The 19537-nt window shown below is 47.3% G+C and carries 21 protein-coding genes; 20 read left to right on the top strand and 1 reads right to left on the bottom strand.

Annotated elements, in window-relative coordinates:
• The first annotated feature begins 1 nt into the window (after position 1).
• The 18 genes from atpG (at position 2) to K6G33_RS06810 (ending at position 16343) form a co-directional block, all read left to right on the top strand.
• The gene (gene atpG, locus K6G33_RS06895) at positions 2 to 910 is read left to right on the top strand and encodes an ATP synthase F1 subunit gamma (RefSeq protein WP_296777677.1); all 909 of its coding nucleotides are present in this window, start codon (positions 2 to 4) and stop codon (positions 908 to 910) included.
• Positions 911 to 1116: 206 nt separating this feature from the next.
• Positions 1117 to 2511 carry a F0F1 ATP synthase subunit beta gene (gene atpD, locus K6G33_RS06890; RefSeq protein ID WP_173450575.1) on the top strand — a complete coding sequence of 465 codons (1395 nt, stop codon included), beginning with the start codon at positions 1117 to 1119 and terminating at the stop codon, positions 2509 to 2511.
• Positions 2512 to 2526: 15 nt separating this feature from the next.
• Positions 2527 to 2937, top strand: coding sequence for an ATP synthase F1 subunit epsilon (atpC, locus tag K6G33_RS06885; RefSeq protein ID WP_296777674.1), 411 nt, complete (start codon positions 2527 to 2529; stop codon positions 2935 to 2937).
• 316 nt (positions 2938 to 3253) lie between these two features.
• On the top strand, positions 3254 to 4663 hold the full coding sequence (gene secD, locus K6G33_RS06880) for a protein translocase subunit SecD (RefSeq protein WP_296777671.1): 1410 nt from the start codon (positions 3254 to 3256) through the stop codon (positions 4661 to 4663).
• Positions 4660 to 5631, top strand: a complete 972-nt coding sequence (secF, locus tag K6G33_RS06875; protein WP_296777668.1) for a protein translocase subunit SecF — start codon at positions 4660 to 4662, stop codon at positions 5629 to 5631. The genes secD and secF overlap by 4 nt, the downstream gene beginning before the upstream one ends.
• A 239-nt stretch (positions 5632 to 5870) precedes the next feature.
• A complete protein-coding gene (locus tag K6G33_RS06870) occupies positions 5871 to 6977 on the top strand; it encodes an FHA domain-containing protein (RefSeq protein WP_296777665.1) in 1107 nt (368 codons plus the stop codon).
• A 23-nt stretch (positions 6978 to 7000) separates the two neighbouring features.
• Positions 7001 to 7768, top strand: coding sequence for a protein phosphatase 2C domain-containing protein (locus K6G33_RS06865; protein ID WP_296777663.1), 768 nt, complete (start codon positions 7001 to 7003; stop codon positions 7766 to 7768).
• Between the two features lie 64 nt (positions 7769 to 7832).
• Complete coding sequence (locus K6G33_RS06860) at positions 7833 to 8426, top strand: hypothetical protein (RefSeq protein WP_296777660.1); 594 nt, start codon at positions 7833 to 7835, stop codon at positions 8424 to 8426.
• 83 nt (positions 8427 to 8509) lie between these two features.
• Complete coding sequence (locus tag K6G33_RS06855) at positions 8510 to 8749, top strand: hypothetical protein (RefSeq protein ID WP_296777658.1); 240 nt, start codon at positions 8510 to 8512, stop codon at positions 8747 to 8749.
• Between the two features lie 35 nt (positions 8750 to 8784).
• Entirely contained in the window at positions 8785 to 9447 is a 663-nt protein-coding gene (locus K6G33_RS06850; RefSeq protein WP_296777656.1) for a hypothetical protein, read from the top strand.
• A 6-nt stretch (positions 9448 to 9453) separates the two neighbouring features.
• Positions 9454 to 10206, top strand: a complete 753-nt coding sequence (locus tag K6G33_RS06845) for a CPBP family intramembrane glutamic endopeptidase (protein WP_296777655.1) — start codon at positions 9454 to 9456, stop codon at positions 10204 to 10206.
• Between the two features lie 194 nt (positions 10207 to 10400).
• The gene (purB, locus tag K6G33_RS06840) at positions 10401 to 11840 is read left to right on the top strand and encodes an adenylosuccinate lyase (protein WP_028517789.1); all 1440 of its coding nucleotides are present in this window, start codon (positions 10401 to 10403) and stop codon (positions 11838 to 11840) included.
• A 312-nt stretch (positions 11841 to 12152) separates the two neighbouring features.
• Entirely contained in the window at positions 12153 to 12758 is a 606-nt protein-coding gene (locus K6G33_RS06835; RefSeq protein ID WP_296777651.1) for a helix-turn-helix transcriptional regulator, read from the top strand.
• 72 nt (positions 12759 to 12830) lie between these two features.
• The gene (locus K6G33_RS06830) at positions 12831 to 13616 is read left to right on the top strand and encodes a hypothetical protein (RefSeq protein WP_296777649.1); all 786 of its coding nucleotides are present in this window, start codon (positions 12831 to 12833) and stop codon (positions 13614 to 13616) included.
• Positions 13617 to 13629: 13 nt separating this feature from the next.
• Positions 13630 to 14133 carry a ribosome maturation factor RimM gene (gene rimM / locus K6G33_RS06825; RefSeq protein ID WP_296777648.1) on the top strand — a complete coding sequence of 168 codons (504 nt, stop codon included), beginning with the start codon at positions 13630 to 13632 and terminating at the stop codon, positions 14131 to 14133.
• Positions 14134 to 14231: 98 nt separating this feature from the next.
• Complete coding sequence (locus K6G33_RS06820; RefSeq protein ID WP_296777646.1) at positions 14232 to 14954, top strand: hypothetical protein; 723 nt, start codon at positions 14232 to 14234, stop codon at positions 14952 to 14954.
• Positions 14955 to 15008: 54 nt separating this feature from the next.
• A complete protein-coding gene (gene trmD, locus K6G33_RS06815; RefSeq protein ID WP_296777643.1) occupies positions 15009 to 15707 on the top strand; it encodes a tRNA (guanosine(37)-N1)-methyltransferase TrmD in 699 nt (232 codons plus the stop codon).
• A 363-nt stretch (positions 15708 to 16070) separates the two neighbouring features.
• Positions 16071 to 16343, top strand: a complete 273-nt coding sequence (locus K6G33_RS06810) for an HPr family phosphocarrier protein (protein ID WP_173450498.1) — start codon at positions 16071 to 16073, stop codon at positions 16341 to 16343.
• A gap of 56 nt (positions 16344 to 16399) precedes the next feature.
• Here K6G33_RS06810 and spoIVB read toward each other — a convergent pair whose 3' ends face one another.
• The gene (spoIVB, locus tag K6G33_RS06805) at positions 16400 to 17626 is read right to left on the bottom strand and encodes a SpoIVB peptidase (protein WP_296777640.1); all 1227 of its coding nucleotides are present in this window, start codon (positions 17624 to 17626) and stop codon (positions 16400 to 16402) included.
• A gap of 107 nt (positions 17627 to 17733) precedes the next feature.
• On the opposite strand from spoIVB, the gene K6G33_RS06800 reads away from it, so the two are divergent.
• Together K6G33_RS06800 and K6G33_RS06795 are read left to right on the top strand one after the other, a co-directional pair.
• The gene (locus K6G33_RS06800) at positions 17734 to 18195 is read left to right on the top strand and encodes a hypothetical protein (RefSeq protein ID WP_296777638.1); all 462 of its coding nucleotides are present in this window, start codon (positions 17734 to 17736) and stop codon (positions 18193 to 18195) included.
• A gap of 336 nt (positions 18196 to 18531) precedes the next feature.
• The gene (locus K6G33_RS06795) at positions 18532 to 19515 is read left to right on the top strand and encodes a biotin--[acetyl-CoA-carboxylase] ligase (RefSeq protein ID WP_296777636.1); all 984 of its coding nucleotides are present in this window, start codon (positions 18532 to 18534) and stop codon (positions 19513 to 19515) included.
• The last annotated feature ends 22 nt before the right edge of the window (positions 19516 to 19537 follow it).

The following is a 19537-nucleotide window of genomic DNA, read 5'->3' as shown; positions in this document are numbered from 1 at the left end:
TATGCCTAACATGAGAGAGATCCGCGAAAGGATCGGAAGTATCCAGCAGATACTCAAAATCACCAATGCTATGTACCTCATGTCGTCTTCCAAGCTCAAAAAAGCAAGGAAATCCCTTGAGTGTACAGAACCTTACTTCTATAAGCTCCAGTCCACTATCGAAAGCGTTCTGGAGCATACTCCGCACACCCGTCAGTTCTACTTCGACAGACGTAAGGATATCCCCGAGGATAAGCGTAAAAAAGGCTATATCGTCATAACGGCGGATAAGGGTCTGTGCGGAAGCTACAACCATAATATGCTGAAATATACCGAACAGAAACTGGACGAGGCTGCCGATATCGACAACTGCTACCTGTTCGTTATGGGGCAGGTGGGAAGAATGTACTTCCAGCGCCGTAATAAAAACGGTAAAAAAGCTGTTGTGGACGGCGAATTCCTCTACACCACCCAGAACCCTACGCTCTACAGAGCAAGTGAGGTGGCTGAGCTGGTGCTCGACAAGTTTGAAAAGCGCGAGCTCGACGAGGTATACCTCATCTATACCGACATGATAAGCTCAAATGTTCAGGAGCCAAGAACGCTTCGTCTGCTCCCCTTTGAGCGAAAACACTTCGGAAAAGCTGCCGACGGTACTATGAAGAAGCTCCCGAAAGCTTCCTTTATGCCTTCCCCTGAGGAGGTAATGAACTACCTTATCCCTCAGTACGCAAAGGGCATCATCTACGGCGCTATGGTCGAAGCCTTCTGCTGTGAACAACAGGCTCGCATGACCGCTATGGACGCTGCTACTACCAGTGCAAAGGACATGATAAAAAACCTTTCACTGCTCTACAACCGCGCAAGACAGGCGGCTATCACTCAGGAGATAACTGAGGTATGCGGCGGCGCGCAGTCTCTCGTTGAATGACTGTAGGGACGCGCATTGCGCGTCCGCATACAACAAACATAAAACAATATATGTAGGGGCTGATGCCCACATCAGCCCGTCAAATTTACACAATACCCACGGGGCGATGCTCACATCGCCCCCTACAATACGTTTCTTTTTATTTATCCGAAAGGCACGGACGCCCATTGGGCGTCCCTACAAGTTCTCTTAAAAAGGAGAAAAAAATGGAAAAAGGCAGAATCACTCAGGTCATAGGACCTGTTATAGATGTCGAATTCGGCGCCGGAAAGCTCCCTATGATAAGGGACGCTCTCACTGTCGAAGTTGACGGCAAAAAGCGCGTTATGGAAGTTGCTCAGCATATGGGCAACCACATAGTCCGCTGCATCATGCTCGCGTCCAGCGAGGGACTGAGCAAGAATATGGAAGTCACTTCCACAGGCTCTTGTATCAAAGTACCTGTTGGCGAACAGACCCTCGGACGTATGTTCAACGTTCTCGGCGAGCCTATCGACAAGAAGGGCGATGTCGAAACAGAAGAAAAATGGGAAATACACCGCAAAGCTCCTACCTTTCAGGATCAGAGCCCTGTTGTCGAGGTCCTCGAAACAGGCATCAAGGTCATCGACCTTATCGCTCCTTACGCTAAGGGTGGTAAGATAGGTCTTTTCGGAGGCGCCGGCGTTGGCAAGACCGTCCTCATTCAGGAGCTTATCAGAAATATCGCTACCGAGCACGGCGGATACTCCATATTCACAGGTGTCGGCGAGCGTTCCCGTGAGGGCAACGACCTCTGGAACGAAATGCAGGAATCGGGAGTTATCTCCAAGACCGCTCTTGTTTTCGGTCAGATGAACGAGCCCCCCGGATCACGTATGCGTGTTGCTCAGACAGGTCTTACTATGGCGGAATACTTCCGTGACCGCGAGCACAAGGACGTTCTTCTCTTTATCGACAATATCTTCCGTTACGTACAGGCAGGCTCGGAGGTATCGGCTCTTCTCGGCCGTATGCCTTCTGCCGTTGGCTATCAGCCTACCCTCGCTACAGAAGTCGGCGAGCTGCAGGAGCGTATCACCTCTACGAAAAACGGCTCTATCACTTCGGTACAGGCAGTTTATGTCCCTGCGGACGACCTCACTGACCCTGCACCTGCCGTTACATTCGCTCACCTTGACGCTACGACCGTTCTTTCCCGTAAGATAGTTGAACAGGGTATCTATCCTGCCGTTGACCCGCTTGAATCGAACTCCCGTATCCTCGAACCCGAGATAGTCGGCGAGGAGCACTATACCGTTGCAAGACGTACTCAGGAGCTTCTCCAGAAGTACAAGGAGCTGCAGGATATCATCGCTATCCTCGGTATGGAAGAACTGGACGAGGACGACAAGCTCGCTGTATACCGCGCAAGAAAGATACAGAAGTTCCTCTCGCAGCCTTTCAACGTTGCCGAGAACTTTACGGGTCTCAAGGGTAAGTACGTTCCCCTCAAAGACACTATCGAGGGCTTCAAGGCTATCATCGACGGTGATATGGACAAGTACCCCGAGGCTGCATTCCTCATGGCAGGAACTATCGACGACGTTATCATGAAAGCACGTCAGATGGACGAGGCATAAGGGAGGCGGCTGACTATGGCTAAGACCTTTCACCTTGAAATAATCGCTACCGACCGCGTTTTCTTCAGCGGAGAGACCGAGCATCTCGTTATAACTGCTATAGACGGACTTCTCGGTATAATGGCAGGTCATGAACCGCTCGTAACCTGCCTGCCTACAGGCGAGCTGAAATACCTCGTGGACGGCGAATGGAAGTATGCCGCGATCTCAGAGGGATTTATACAGGTAATGCCCGATTCTTCCATAATACTCGCAGATACCTGTGAGCTTCCCGAAGAAATAGACATCAAACGCGCTCAGGAAGCCAAAGAACGTGCCGAGGAGCTCCTAAGGCAGAAACAGAGCATCAAAGAATACTATGAGACTCAGGCTGCGCTCAACCGCGCTATCAACCGCCTGAAAGTGTCTCAGAAACACTTCAAATAAGTACGAAAGCACTCCAATGGAGTGCTTTTTTGTAGTGCGGATAGTATCCGTCCCTACAGTCGTTCCATATTACTTATCCGAATATATTTTGCCAATGGCAAAAGCTATGGACTTAATTTGTTCATAATTCCGAAATTTTCTCCGCGTTATTGTGCATATTCTTGAAATGGCAACATTTTCAGGTCAGATGCTTGACTTTTTTATAAAAATATAGTACAATAATTGTAATTGTCAATGAGACAGGAAATAAAAGTCCTACGCCGTTTCCGCAAACACGCAGAACAGCTGAAAAGGGCTTATTTTAGGAGGCATGACTGTGAAAAAGACAGGCAAAAAAACTTTCTTCATCGTCGTTGCTTTTATCGCAGTGTTCGCGGTTACGTCGGTAATGGGTATTGATAAACTGTTCGGCGATACCAGAACTACTTACGTCAAGGGCGTTGACGATATCCGACTTGGTATAGATATCAAGGGCGGCGTTGACGTTACTTTCGGTCCCGCAGACGACTTCGATGCTGACAAAGACCAGCTCGCTTCTGCTACCGAGGTCATCAAGACCAGACTTTCTTCACTCGGTATCACCGATAACGAAGTCTACAGCGATGAAAAAAGCGACAGAATTATCGTTCGTTTCCCTTGGAAGGTCGGCGAGACCAACTTCGACCCTGAATCTGCTGTAAAAGAACTGGGCGAAATGGCTGAGCTTACATTCCGCAAGGGCACCGATACCGAAAAAGATGAGGACGGAAATGACATACCATCAGGTGAGATCGTTATCAAGGGCGACGATATCGCTTCTGCAAAGAGCGCTTATATCCCCGACGACAACGGTGATCCTCAATACGTAGTATCCCTTGAACTCAATGATTCAGGCAAGGATAAGTTCGCTGAGGCTACAACAGAGCTTGCAGGTTCTTCGACACCTATCTCCATCTGGATGGACAACACCATGATCTCAGCTCCTACTGTAAATACTGCTATTACAGACGGTAAGGCTCAGATCACAGGCAACTTCGACCTCGAGTCTTCAACAAAGCTCGCTAACCAGATCAATTCAGGTGCTCTCCCGTTCAAAATGGAGACAAAGAGCTTCAAGACTATATCCCCTACAATGGGTGAAGGCTCACTGGACGCTATTCTCCTTGCAGCTCTTATCGCTTTCATCGGAATAGCTGTCTATATGGTATTCCTTTACAGACTCCCGGGCTTTGTTGCTGTTATCGCTCTCTGCGGTCAGATCGCAGGCTCTATAGCAGCTATCACAGGCTGGTTCGGATTCATGAACGGCTCTACACTTACTATCCCGGGTATCGCAGGTATCATACTTGCTGTCGGTATGGGCGTTGACGCTAATATCATCACGGGCGAGCGTATCAAGGAAGAGCTCAGAACAGGCAAGTCCCTCGACGCTGCTATCAAGATAGCTTACAAGAGAGCTTTCTCCGCTATCCTCGACGGTAACATCACAAACGTTATCATCGCTGTTATCCTTATGGGTGCGTTCGGAGTTCCTGACAGCTTCTTCTCAAAGATACTCAACAAGACTATATTCTTCGCATTCGGCGCTACAGCTGAGGGCGTTGTTTACTCCTTCGGATTTACCCTGCTCGCAGGTGTTGTCTGCAACTTCATCTTCGGAGTATTTGCTTCAAGACTTATGGTAACTTCACTCTCCAAGTTCAAGTGCTTCAAAAACAGAAAGCTTTATGGAGGTGACGAGAAATGAGCAAGAAAAATACTCAGAAAGAAACCGTTGCAATTCCCGCTAAAGTTTACAACTTCTGTTCAAAGAAGAAGCTTATCCTCGGCGTTGTGATCGCAGTTGTACTCGTATTCATTTGCGGTGCGATCATCAGAGGCATTCACCTCGCTATCGAATTCAAGGGCGGTACGCTCATTACTTATTCGTATCAGGGCGATATCAATTCAAACGATGTCGCTTCAACTGTAAAGGACGTTGTTGGTTCATCTGTTACAGTAAGAACAGGTGAGAGCCTCGATTCAGGCGGAAAACAGCTCACTATCTCCTTTACTTCGGATCAGGGTCTTACAGCTGACAGACAGACTGAGCTCACTTCAGCTCTCAGAGACAAGTTCGCTGATAACGCTCTTGAGATCTACGATTCAAACGATGTAAGCCCTTCTTCAGGACGTGAGTTCCTTCTCAAGTGCCTGATCGCTGTACTCTTTGCAGCATTCATCGTTATCATCTATATCGCTATCCGTTTCAAGAATATCGGCGGCTGGTCAGCTGGTGTATGCTCGATCTTCGCACTCTGCCTTGATCTTCTCGTAGCATTCACCGCTACAGTGGTATGCGGCTTCAATATCGACTCGAACATCGTTGCCGTATTCCTTACTATCCTCGGTTATTCTATCAACAACACTATCGTTATCTACGACAGAATCAGAGAAAACCGCAAGCTTATGCCAAAGGCTTCTCTTAACGAGCTCATAAACGCAAGCTGCACACAGTCTCTTACACGTTCTGTCAGAACATCTATTACAACTATCGGCACAATGCTCATCGTTACAATAGTTGTTATCGTAACAGGCTATGATTCGCTCCTCAGCTTCTCAGTACCGCTTATGATGGGTCTTATCTCAGGTACATTCTCATCACTCTTCGTTGCACCTGTAACATGGTCATGGTGGAAGAATAAGTCAGCAGCTAAAGCAAAGAGCAGCAAGTAATTTTCAGGACCGTCCTTCGGGGCGGTCCTTTTGTATTATTTAGTAAGTAGTTTATAGGAGTTCATGTTGCGCGTCGTGTAAGGCACGGGCGCACACTGTGCGCCCCTACAATCTACTTACTGCTTTCTACTCACTTACCCGCCCCGACAGGCGGCAAAAGGCGTAACAATTAACAATTGACTTTGAGAATAGAATATTGTATAATAATATTGCAAATAGTAAAAAAGGGGCGAAAAAACGTGGCAAAGCTGAAATTTACGGAAAAGAACGGCGAGGTGTGCATAAAATGCCGATTTACAGGCAATGAAATGCTCAACGATGCCGAATACAGATACTTCATAGACAACAGTATAAAGGGCTGGCTCGTCCCGTACTCAGAGGGCGAGGGCAAGCTCGAATTCACAGGCGCATCAGGCGTTCCTCTCATGTCTGTCCTCAAAAGCAGGAGCCTCGACAAGGAATGCTACTTCACTATCGTTCTCAGTCTCCTTGAACATATGCGGCTCGCAGAGAGCTGCGGCTTCAATATGCAGAATATCGTTCTCGCACCTGAATTTATAACCATAGATGTCGATTCACTGGAGCTCTACCTGTTCTATCTGCCGCTGTGGTACAACGAGAGCGTCAACGACGGCATAGTGAACTGCCTGCGCCGTATATCCACCTACGCGACCTATACCTCGCAGGAGGACTTCAAGAGCGTGGACGGCTTTATGAACTTCGTGTGCCGCGCCAACGGCTTTACCGTCACCGAAGCCGAGGAGTATATCCGCAGAGATGCTCCGTCTGTGTTCCCGCAGACACCTCTGCGTCCACAGCCGCAGGCTCAGCCGAAGACACAGTACTTCACCAGACCTGAGCCCCGTCCTGTACAGCAGCAGAACGCTGCACAGACCATTATAAACGAAATAAACAAGGGCTCTCAACAGTTCATGCATTCCCCTGCACCTGTTATCCCTGAGCCTAAGATAATCCCCGCCCTCGATACCGCAAGCAGGAACGCTCTCCCAGAACTCATGAGGAACAGCCATCAGCCGCACACCGAGGTGAATTACCCTAAGCTGAAAAGACGCGCTACAGGCATTACCGTCAATATTGATAAGCCTGTGTTCAGGATCGGCAAGGAACGCGACCGCGTTGACTTCTGCGTCACCGAAAACAGAACTATCAGCCGCCTTCACGCAACTATCTATTACCGTGACGGCTCATGCTTCGTTGAGGATAACAACTCAACAAACAGAACATATATAAACGGCACTCCCGTTCTGCCCGACAGAGAGATCAAGCTGAAAAACGGCGACGTTCTCAAGCTTTCGGACGAGGAATTCGACTTCATCGACGCATAAGCATCTGCACTAAGGGGGAATATATGGAATATATTGCAGCCTGCGATACCGATATCGGTATCACTAAAAAGAATAATCAGGACAGCGTCTGCCTGAAGATCGCTCAGACAGCTAACGGCAGAGCTGCTCTTATGCTGGTCTGCGACGGCATGGGCGGTCTCTCCCGCGGAGAGCTTGCAAGTGCCGAGGTGGTCAGAAGCTTCGCGGAATGGTTCGACAACGAGTTCCCCTTCGAGCTTCCCGACTGGGACTGGCAGACCGCTGCCCACAACGTTATAAGCCGCCTGAGAAGACTCAACGCGATGCTCATCGACTACGGTGCAAGACACGAGATTCAGCTTGGAACTACCGCAACGGGTCTCATCGCTGTTAATTACGATTTCATGACCTTCCATGTGGGCGATACACGTATATATAAAATATCCGATAAGCTCAGCCAGATAACCGACGACCATACCTTCGTCAACCGTGCAGTCAAAATGGGGAAGATGACCCCTGAGGAGGCTCGCACAGATCCGCGCCGCAATGCCCTCGTTCAGTGCATCGGCGTTACAGGCGATATCTCTCCCGAGATAAGGCTGGGAACGCTCGAAAATAACACCGCTTATATGGTGTGCTCGGACGGCTTCCGCCACGTTCTCACGGAAAAGGAGCTCTACGAAGGTCTTTCCGCCGAAAATACCTCGACAAAGAAAGATATGCAGAAAAGAATCCGACAGCTTATCGAAACTGTAAAAAAGAGAGAAGAACGCGACAATATCACCGTCGCAATGCTGCGTGTAATGCCTTGACCGCAGCACCGTTCCGCAGATCACATCAAACGCCGAAAGTACCTTGTTTTTGAAGGAGGCTGACATGAAATTCAGGATCAAACATACTACTCCCGCTCTGTGCTATGGGACAATCATACCCTGGTTCATCGCAATAGCTGCATTACTGTTATTTGTATTTTTAGATTTTACTATCAATGATAAATACCCTACGATTATTTTTGGCGGTATACTTGCTCTCTGCCTCGTAGTTGATACCGTATTCGTCCTTCTTCTCGCAATTGAAAAGATCTTCGGCACAAAAATAATCGTCGAAGCCGATCATATCAAGATACATACGCTGCTTCGCCGCCGAAAAATTTATTACGACAATATCTCTGATGTAAAATATTCTCATTATGAATGTTCAAAAAGCCGCAAGTACCGCAAAGACAGGTCAAGCTCACTGTTATATAAGTTATTTCAAGATGATGAAGATGTCTGGATACGTGCTCAGCTCACTATTTATCCTGTTTTGGGCAAGGTCATAGAACTTAATGACGATGCTGCAAATTATGAACAGAAACGTAAACGCTGGATAACCGACCCGCATCTCGACCCCGACGAGGACGTAAAGCTGTATCAGGCATATCTATGCTACAAAAGCGCATACCGTCAGTACAATAATATGATACGGTAACATGGGTCACAAACAGAGGAACACGGCAATATCACCGCCGCTGTGTTCCGTATAAAGTCTTAGCATCAAAGAGGTGGATACCTATGACTAAAAATGAGATGATGATCGTCGCAATAGCTGCTGCGGTATTCATCATAGCAAATATAATTATGTGGAGCGTTATCATCAGGAAAGAACGAAAACGCCGCGAGGCAACTACTCCTCCGCCCGATCTCGGCATAAGACTGCCCGACGGAGTTCCCGATGCCGCAAGCGCTCTCGGATTCAAGCTCTTAGAGAGTACCGTCATAGTCCACACCGAAGACAGGCTCAACGACGGCTGATACCCTCATATACTAAAAAAGAAGGACTAAATATCATGACAAATTATGAAGAATTAGCGTACAACCGTAACCTGAAATCGCAGGAATTCGCGCATAACCGCACTCTTATGAACAAGATAAACAAGACACGCTCTGTACTGTTTTTCTTGTATTTCGTGCCTATGATAGTGTATATCCCCACTGCCTTTTTCATGGGATTTATCACAAATATCTCAGTTGCAGGACTCGACGCACTGATAGTAATACCTGCGGTAGGCTACTGCGCATGGAGAGGCTGCTACAGCTACAGAGACTTCATGGCACTGCTCGTCTTGGTCATACTTTTCCTCAATCAGCTGCTGCTGATGTTCCTCAGCCCGTATGAGAACAGTATGTTCCACAAGTTCAATATATTCCATAAATGTGCTGTTATACACCTGGTACTGCTCGTAATATGCGGTGCAGCTGCTGTTATCAACCTGAAAATAAACATTCAGTACCATAAACTCGAAGCAAGTGACGGCTTCCCGCACTTCAACGAGCGCTTCTTCGATCAGGAAATGGATACTCAGCAGTCAAAGATCAAAGACCCCTATCAGGACAAGATCGACCGAAACCGCAAGTATTCATCTGACGAGATGACAGATATAGACTTCAACGATCAGAAATACAAGGAATACCCTAAGCATGACGGTCCGGATACTATGGACAGTTTATAAGCTGCCATGAAGAAACATAGCTGTATCATTTATTATCTGCTCATAACATTTTTGCTCTCGTTCGTATCAATGCTCGCACAAACAGCTATCCAAAACGAGGCTGTCCGCTTCCTGCTTTTCGGTGTACAAGCAGCTTCACCAACGATAACGGCGATCGGTATCCTCGCTGTAAATAAAGAGCTGAGAGCAAACCTTTCTGCGATATTTCACACAGAACGCCTGTTTGCTGCGATCTTTCTTCCCGTTGTCATCGCATTAGGGACTATGTTCGCTTCAAAATATATCTATTGCATATGCAGCGGGAACGCTTTTTCCTGCGGACATATACCTACAAAGCAGTTAATCGTCATACTATGGGCGCTTATTGCTGAGGAGATCGGCTGGCGCGGCTACCTTGAACCCAAACTCAGAACGTATAAGCTTCACAGTGCTTCTGTTCCGCTCATCGTAGGCACTATATGGGGAGCATGGCATTTCCATTACTTCATACAACAGCGTACAGAAGTACCGATACTCCTGTTCTTTGTGGGCTGCATTGCCGAAAGCTATATTTACAGCTTTATGATGAAGTACACTCGTAATATATTATCGGCAATGATATATCATTTCTCATGCAATCTGTGTCTGCATCTGTTCATGGTGAATCCTGCGGATAACAACGGCATCTGCACACCCTATATCATACTTACCGCACTTGAAGCAGTAACGGCATTGCTGCTGAATATCAGACAAGCTAAAAAATCGCATACCTGCTCATAGTTCAATTACTGTGAAGAAGCTGTACTGCCAATTCTTTGTCAATGTGTAATTTTCACAGAAAAACAGCAAAATTTAATCAAAAACTAAGGCGGCTAAGAGCTGCCTTTTTTATTGACATGAAAGAGGTAAGATGCTATAATTATTGTGATGTACTATCGAAGTACGAGTATTGTTATAAAGGAGAACTTTTGAAAATGAGCGGTAATATCAACAGCTATGAAAGCCCATTCTGCACACGTTATGCAAGCGAGGAAATGCAGTATATTTTCTCTGCGGATAAAAAATTCACGACCTGGAGAAAGCTCTGGGTAGCTCTTGCAAGAGCTGAAATGAAGCTCGGTCTTCCTGTCACAGAGGCACAGGTAAAGCAGCTCGAGGAGCATATCAACGATGTAGACTACGAAATGGCAGCTGAACGCGAAAAGATCACACGCCATGATGTTATGGCTCACGTTTTCACATACGGACAGGCTTGCCCCGATGCAGCAGGTATCATTCACCTCGGTGCTACTTCCTGCTATGTAGGCGATAATACCGACGTTATCATCATGCGCGACGCTCTGAAAATTGTCCGCAGAAAGCTCATAAACGTTATGAACAACCTCGCTAAGTTCGCTGACGAGTACAAGAACCTCCCTTGTCTGGCTTATACTCATCTTCAGCCTGCTCAGCTCACTACAGTGGGCAAGAGAGCTACTCTCTGGCTCAATGAGCTCCTCATGGACTTCAACGACCTCGAATACCGTATGTCTACATTGAAGCTCCTCGGCTCAAAGGGCACAACAGGTACTCAGGCTTCATTCATGGAGCTCTTCGAGGGCGACACTGACAAGATCAAGAAGCTGGAGCAGATGATCGCAGAGGAAATGGGCTTCGATGCAGTAGTTCCCGTATCAGGTCAGACCTACTCACGTAAGGTAGACTCAAAGGTGCTGGAGCTCCTCAGCGATATCGCTCAGACAGCAAGCAAGTTCTCAAACGATATGCGTATCCTCCAGTCCTTCAAGGAAATGGAAGAACCAAGAGAGAAGAAGCAGATCGGTTCTTCTGCTATGGCTTACAAGCGTAATCCTATGCGCTGCGAGAGAATCACTTCCCTCGCTCGTTACGTAATGATAGACAGCCTTAACCCTGCATTCACAGCAGGCACACAGTGGTTCGAGAGAACTCTCGACGACTCCGCAAACAAGCGTATCAGCGTTGCAGAGGCATTCCTTGGCGTTGACGCTATCCTCAACATCATGATGAACGTTACAAACGGCATCGTGGTATACCCTGAAATGATCCGCCGCCGCGTTATGGCAGAGCTCCCCTTCATGGCAAGTGAGAACATCATGATGGACGCTGTTAAGAAGGGCGGCAACCGTCAGGAGCTCCACGACCGTATCATGGACTACTCTATGGAAGCAGGCGCAAACGTTAAGGTAAGAGGTCTTGACAACAACCTCTGCGAACTCATCGAAGCTGACCCGATGTTCATGGTAACAAAGGAGGAGCTTGACGCTGTTCTCAAGCCCGAAAACTACACAGGCAGAAGCTCACAGCAGGTGGACGAGTTCCTTGCTGAGTGCATCAAGCCTATCCTCGATGCTAACAAGGATATCCTCGGCGAAAGCTTTGAAATGAAGAACTGAGCAGCGTGACGCTGCACCCTTGCCCCGATGTCGCTCGTAAGCTCACTATTATTAAATCGGTTACTTGTACATCGCTTTCGGCACATTATACAATTATACCATGTAGGGGCTGATTCCTACATCAGCCCGATAAATTTTCCGATGATTTACGGGCGCACAATGTGTGCCCCTGCAAGCTAACGGCTAAAGGCTAATGGCTTAAAACCGCACTCTACGAAGCGTAGACTCCGCTATATACCATGATTCTACGCCTCATGGGTGTACTTTTTCTCCGCAGCATGATACACTTTTCTCAGAAAGGAGGACACATGAATGGATCAGATCAAGATCGGCAAGTTCATCTCTCAGATGAGAAAAGAAAAGGGACTTACACAGAAACAGCTCGGCGAAGAACTGCTTATCAGTGATAAGACAGTTTCCAAGTGGGAGACAGGAAAGGGTCTTCCCGAAGTATCGCTCATGCTTCCTCTCTGTGAAAAGTTAGGTATCAATGTAAACGAGCTCCTCACGGGCGAGCGTATCCCCGACGAGGACTACAAGAAGAAAGCGGAGGAAAATATTATGAATATCATGCGCGAAAAAGAAGAAAACATCAAAAAAATAATCATCGAAGCAATAGTCTGCGGCGTAACTATACTTGCAGGCTGTACACTGATTACAGTCGCAGGTCTTGCGGAAATGAAAGCATGGCAGAGGGTACTGCTCATCGTAATAGCGATCATCGTCATGACAGGCGGTATAGCAGTTGCCGCTATAGAAGATATGAGCGCAGGTACGTATGAGTGCAGTCACTGCGGAGCACGTTTCGTTCCGTCTGCAAAGAGCTATATTTTCGGCGCTCATACTATTACAAAGAGAAAGCTCACCTGCCCCAAATGCGGCAAGCGTTCATACTGCAAGCGCAGACTTACTCACTGAATCTAAACTATTAGCTTGTCGGGCGGCGAAATGCCGCCCCTGCAATGAAATATCAAGCAAGGAAATAATACAATGAAAAAAACCCTTACTATCGGCGGAACTGTTCTCGGCTTCCTGCTCATCTCAGCACTGGTCATATCCGTATTCTTCCCTGGACTGCCCACTTATCTGAAAGTCAAGCACAGATATGACCATATAGACGATCTCGTCCCCGAATTTGAAAAATCGGAAGTTCCATCTGATTTCGCAAGCCACTCGCTGAAAGGCGTGTCCTTCCGTATCCCAGCTGACTGGGAAGGAAGCAGCCCTATCAAAGGCGGAGAAGCAAGCTCCTACAAATCGGGAAAAGAATACAGAATATTCGTATTAACTGCCGACTATAAGGAACTCGCAAAGCTTGATGAAGAATACAAGAATATGCTCAGCGACCAATACGATAAATCTGACCTCTATGACCCGTGGGAATATTATAAGTTCAAAGAAGCTGATTACAGACATTTCTACAAGACGATAGGCGTTGACCTGCCGCAGTACGGTCTTTCATCGACTATGGTGTTTTATACAAGAAACTGCCTCACAGCTAAAAAATGCCTGAAACTCCGCGGCAAGGACAAGGACGTATTTCTTGACCTTGCTCAGACCAAGGAGGAAGCTGTTGGCATAGAAAAAATGTGGAAAACAAAGATCAGCGGCTTCAATACATATATCGGACAGGAAGTATCCCCGGGATACAACGGAAATCTCTGGGTCGCAACTATATTCTCCGATAATACCCCTGACAAAGTATATACCGTTACTTTGAACTGTCCCGACGAAACAATGGCAAAGCAGATAATAAGCTCTGTTGAGCTTGAATAATAAAGGAAAAGATATGAAAAAAGAATTTCTCGAAGCAGGCAAGATAGTCACTACCCACGGTATCCGCGGGGAAGTGAAGATAATGCCCTATACCGACAGCCCCGAACTTCTTGCGGAGTTCGACAGGCTTTTCATAGGAAAAAATCACGAGGAAGTGAACATAGAGCGCTCCCGAGTGTTCAAAAATACAGTTATTGCAAAGCTCGAGGGCATCGACACTCCCGAAGCTGCGGAAGCTCTCCGCAACAAGGTGCTGTATATGCACCGCGATGACCTTGAACTCGACGACGATACATACTTCATTCAGGACCTTATCGGCATGGAGGTACGCGACGCAGATACTCAGCAGGTATACGGAACTATCGCCGATGTTATGCAGACAGGTGCAAACGATGTCTACGTGATAAAGGGCGCGGACAGAGAATATCTCGTCCCTGCCATCGCCGATGTCGTAGTTTCCACGGACATCGACGGAAATATTATGACTATCCGTCCCCTTGACGGACTTTTCGACTGATAAATAAATAATAGTTCAAAGCTCACAAAAAAAGATATAGAAAAAATAATGTAGAACAATAGAAAAATGGCGATACACTGCCAAAGGAGGCACTTTTCATGAAAAAATTCTTAGGCATACTATTTTTGCTCGTAATTATCGCAGCTGGTGTCTGCGCATACGTATTCCCCGGTACGCCCTATTATTACAAATGTACTCACGAACTCGATCTCACCGACAATATATGGGAAAACGCTCCGACAACTCCCGAAAAACTCCCCGATGACTACGAAAACTATTCGGGCTTCGACCTGCGAATAACCGCATGGGGAGATATGAGATCCGAACGTACAAACAACAAGGAGCAGCTTACGTGGAAAAACGATGACGGTTCGCACACTTTAAGTATTTTCAGCGAAAAGCTCAACGAGAACTCCGATTTTCTCGACAGAACGGGCATCACCAAAGAGGCTCTTGAAAAATACTGCAAGACAGCCGAAAAAACTACGCCTGAGAATGCCTATGAGTTCATAAAACTTGTCACATCGCTGACTATGGACGATTTCGACATTCATAACTTCAAGAATGCCAAGACCTTCTATCAGCTCATGAAGCTGAAAGAGGAGTACTACATGGGTGATGGCTACCCTGCGCGATTCTACGCTGTTGACGGAGTTGGTTTCCGCGGATTCCTTATTACCGCAAAATCTCCCGACAATAACAATTATGCTATGGTGAATATCTACCCCGAAAAGGACAAGCGTACGTGCTATCACATCGACCTCAGCGTTACCGATCAGGAAGACGTTGTCGCTGTTGCAGAGTCGATCAAACTTACATAAAATACTTCGAGACCGCTGTTTTCCGCGGTCTCAAATTATAAAAGGAGAAAAACTATGCATATCGAAATAGCTACTTTATTCCCCGAAATGTGCGAAGCGGTACTCGGTGAGAGTATCATCGGCAGAGCAAGAAAAGCAGGCAAGATAAGCCTTCACTGCCGACAGATACGGGAATATACTCAGGACAAGCACCGCCGTGTTGACGATACTCCCTACGGAGGCGGTATGGGCATGGTCATGCAGTGCGAGCCTATCTACAACTGCTACAAGGCAGTATGTGATGAGCTCGGCGCCCCCCCCCACACTATATATATGTCCCCGAAGGGAAGCATCTTCAACCAGCAGAAAGCCATAGAGCTCTCAAAACTGGACAATATCCTTATCCTCTGCGGTCACTATGAGGGCGTTGACCAGCGCGTGATTGACAAGATAGTCGATGAGGAGATATCTATCGGCGATTATGTTCTCACAGGCGGCGAACTGCCTGCCATGGTTGTCGCCGATACAGTAGCCCGTATGTGCGACGGAGTTCTCTCCGACGAGGTATGCTTTACCGACGAAAGCATATACAGCGGTCTTCTGGAGTATCCGCAGTACACTCGTCCCGAAATATGGGAAGGTGAAGCCGTTCCGCCTGTCCTGCTCACAGGTCATCACAAAAATATCGAAAACTGGCGGCACGAACAGAGCCTGAAGATAACTGCCGAACGCCGTCCCGATCTTCTTGAAAAATACAAAAACGACATAAAATGACATCTTTTTCCGATCGCAATTTTCAACTGTTCCACAGCTGTTCCACACATTAACTGCAAGTATATACGAAAAAGCTTTTTCCGTTTAGAAAAAATAACCATAATATTGCGTTGAACAATGTGCAACTTCAACAATTACTCTCAACATTCTTTTGTAGTGATAATCAACAAGCAAGTTGATAGAATTTCATTCACATTTAACCTAAATGTAGAATTTAATGAAATACGGCTCTATAAACGCAAAAATCCGTTGACTAATAATCGAAATGTATGTATAATAAAATCAGCAAGTAAAACAATTGCAAACATCAACACAGTCCATTATAGAGAGGGGCTGTAACTACAGAGAATAGGAGAGTTGTTTATGTTTGTTAGAGAAGTAATGGTTAAGAATCAGGTTGGACTTCACGCTAGACCAGCAACCTTCTTTATTCAGAAGGCAAATGAATTCAAGTCATCAATCTGGATCGAAAAAGAAGAACGCAGAGTAAACGCTAAGAGCTTACTCGGTATCCTTTCACTTGGTATCGTAGGCGGTACAAATGTAAAGGTTATCGCTGACGGCACTGATGAAAAGGCTGCTGTTGATGCACTTATCGAACTCGTTGACAGCGGATTCAGCGAAGAGAACAGATAATTTTTAACAATACTTGGGCGTTACCATCGTAACGCCCGCTTTTATTGTCTGAGGTACTATCCCATCTCATCATACATAGTCTCCGCAAATATGCCATATCCCTGAGCAGGATCGGCTACGAATACATGAGTGACTGCTCCGATAAGCTTACCGTTTTGAATTATCGGACTGCCGCTCATGCCCTGCACTATTCCGCCGACAGCTTCTATAAGCCGCTCATCGGTTATGCGTATGACCATGTTTTTTGACGTTCCTGCGCTGCTGTAATCAACGCTGACTACCTCCGCAGCATATTTCTCGGGTCTTTCTCCCGATATCGTAGTTATCACTTCGGCAGGGCCGACTTCGATCTCCTGACGAAATGCCATTTTGTATTCTTCACATTCCTCAGAAAGCTCCGCCGCCGCTTCCGCTGAGAGACTGCCGTATATACCGCTGGTCTTGTTGCGCGAAAGGCTGCCGAAGCTGTCTCCTGCCGAAAAGCTTCCCCGCAGCTCACCCGGTATGCCCCGTGCGCCGCGCTTTACATCAGTTATTTCAACAGGTACAGCTTCTCCGCTGTGAACAGGAACTATGCCGCCTGTGTCGGAATCGCATATGGGGTGCCCAAGTCCGACAAAGCTGCCGCTTTCCTTATCGAAGAATGTCATGGTGCCGATGCCAGCAATGCTGTCACGCACCCACATACCTCCCTTCCAGCCGCCGCTCCTGCGCGAAAGGACTGGCTGAAGGAGCGCCGAAAATACATCTCCGTCACGTTCGACAGACAGCTCCACCGTCTTTCCTCCGGAGGAGGATATCAGCCCCTGAAGCTGATCGTTCGAGGTGAGAGTCTCTCCGTCTGCAAGACGAATGATATCGCCCCTGCGGATACCTGCTTTCTCGGCAGGACATACAACAGTACCGCTTTCACATTCCACATCGCCAAGCCCCGTCACCATAACGCCTTCCATAAGGAGCTTTATACCAAAGGGTATACCTCCAACCGCGTAAACAGGAGCTTCCGCCCTGTGGATCTCAACATTTTTAACGGGAATAACTCCGAACAGCGAGAAGGTCACCTGCTCTGCTGCGATACCTCTGCCAAGTGCTGGTATTGCATCTCCGCGGGAACAGGTACATTTCAGTTCGGAAAATCCCGCTATTTTTATTTCATCGGTCTGTTCCGCATTGATGACCGACGGCAGTCTCGACGAGTAATATCCCGCCGTGCCGTATAAACCAACAAAAGCAGCAGATAATAACGCCGCAGCTGTTTTTATTATTTTTCTTTTCAAACGCATTTTTATTTCCTTTCGTGTTCCCGAGGGAACATTTTTATTATGCTTCGGCTGCATAAGTTTATAACTGATAATCACTGACAGCCGAAAACTACATACGGAGTAAAAAAATGAGAAAAAATAATGTAAGTTCTTTCCATAAAAAAAGCTCGCCGCTCATGAAAGCCGCAAAGCTCGTGATGATACTGCTCAGTCTTTATTTCTCCTGCGCAATGCCCGTGCTCACGGGAGCGGGACTTGTGTACAACCGTGAAAGCTACGGCGGCAGCATAGCTTCAACAGGCATTCTTATGATACTCTCGGCAGTCCTCATGACATCAGGCGCTTTCCTGTGCCTTCCCGGAAAAAAGCTGCTCGATAAGCTCTCAGTCCCGATGTCGGCAAGCGGACTCGCCTTGTGTATGTTCATGCTGAAACGCCTGACTGCTCACGCCGATTCAAGCGGCTGGACGGACAAATATACCCTCGAACCTATAAGCAGTATGTACTGCTCACGTATACTGCCGTGTATCGCTCCTGTAGCCATTGCCGTTGTGATCGCTGCGGCGCAGATCTTCTCAGGCGACGATTGAATCAGCAATGCTATATGCAGAGCCGACAGCCCCTACAGTTGGATCCATGTTGCGTTTGGCAGTTTGTTCCGCAAGCGAAAGCAGATCAACGTTTACGTACAGAGTTAGTGCGTGGAACAAGCGCAACGGGACAAGTGTGCAGCGTCACGCTGCCTGACGACTGAAGGCTTAATAATTATATCTCAGGACGGACGGGAAAACCGTCTTTTTTTGTCGTGCAGCAAAAAAATTTACAACTTGATACGACTTTTTACGACTTTTAATACTTTTTTAACTTGCATTATCGTTTTTTTTGTGCTACAATGTTATCAATATTACCGAAAGGAAAGGTATGTCATGAACGTCAGATCCGAATTGCTTGCAACTCTCGCCGCCGCAGAAGGCAGCTATATATCGGGAGCTGCTCTTGCGGATAAGCTTGGTGTCAGCCGTAACGCCGTTTGGAAAGCTGTACGCGCTCTGGAAGCCGACGGTTTCTCCATAACATCAGTTACGTCAAAAGGCTACAAACTCAACGAAGATAACAATAAGCTTTCGGCAGCTCTTATTCTGCCGCTGCTCAAAACCAAAGAACTCGGACGCACTCTCAATGTTTACGACACCGTAGAATCCACCAACAATATCACAAAGGAGCTCGATTCCAACTCCGCCCCCAACGGTACTACCACCGTTGCCGACCAGCAGACCGCAGGCAGGGGCAGAATTGGCAGGAGCTTCGTTTCGCCGTCAGGCAGCGGACTTTATATGAGTACCCTCGTCCGCCCTAAATTCAGCCTTGAATACGCCCCTATGATAACAGCCGCCGCAGCCTGTGCTGCTGCCGAAGCCGTGGAGCACCTCTGCGGAGAAAATGTCATGATAAAATGGGTCAACGACCTGTACATGAACGGCAAGAAAATATGCGGCATACTCACAGAGGCTTCCTTCGGGCTCGAAATGCGTACCCTCGACTGCGCCGTTATAGGTATCGGCATAAATGTGCGCAGCGTAAAGGATATCTTCGATGAGGAGCTCCTCAAAACAGCATCTTCCATCGAAGACGAAACAGGCAAGATCATCAACAGAAACAAGCTCTGTGCAGAAGTCCTCAACCGCCTCGAAAACTACATGGGCAGGATCGAAAACAGGACCTTCATTGAAGAATACCGCCGCCGTGAATACCTCACGGGCAACATGGTCACAGCAAATATCGGAAATAAGACTATTGTCGGCGAAGCTCTCGGCATAGATGATAATGCGAATCTCATCGTATGCACTCCCGACGGAGAGAAGATACACCTTAACTCGGGAGAAGCCAGCCTTTGCAGAATAGTCAGGTAATCCCGCTCTAAACGGAATAAAT

The sequence above is a fragment of the Ruminococcus sp. genome, from assembly GCF_024691275.1.
In the GTDB taxonomy this organism is placed as follows: domain Bacteria; phylum Bacillota; class Clostridia; order Oscillospirales; family Ruminococcaceae; genus Ruminococcus.
This window is presented reverse-complemented; position numbering and strand designations above follow the sequence as displayed.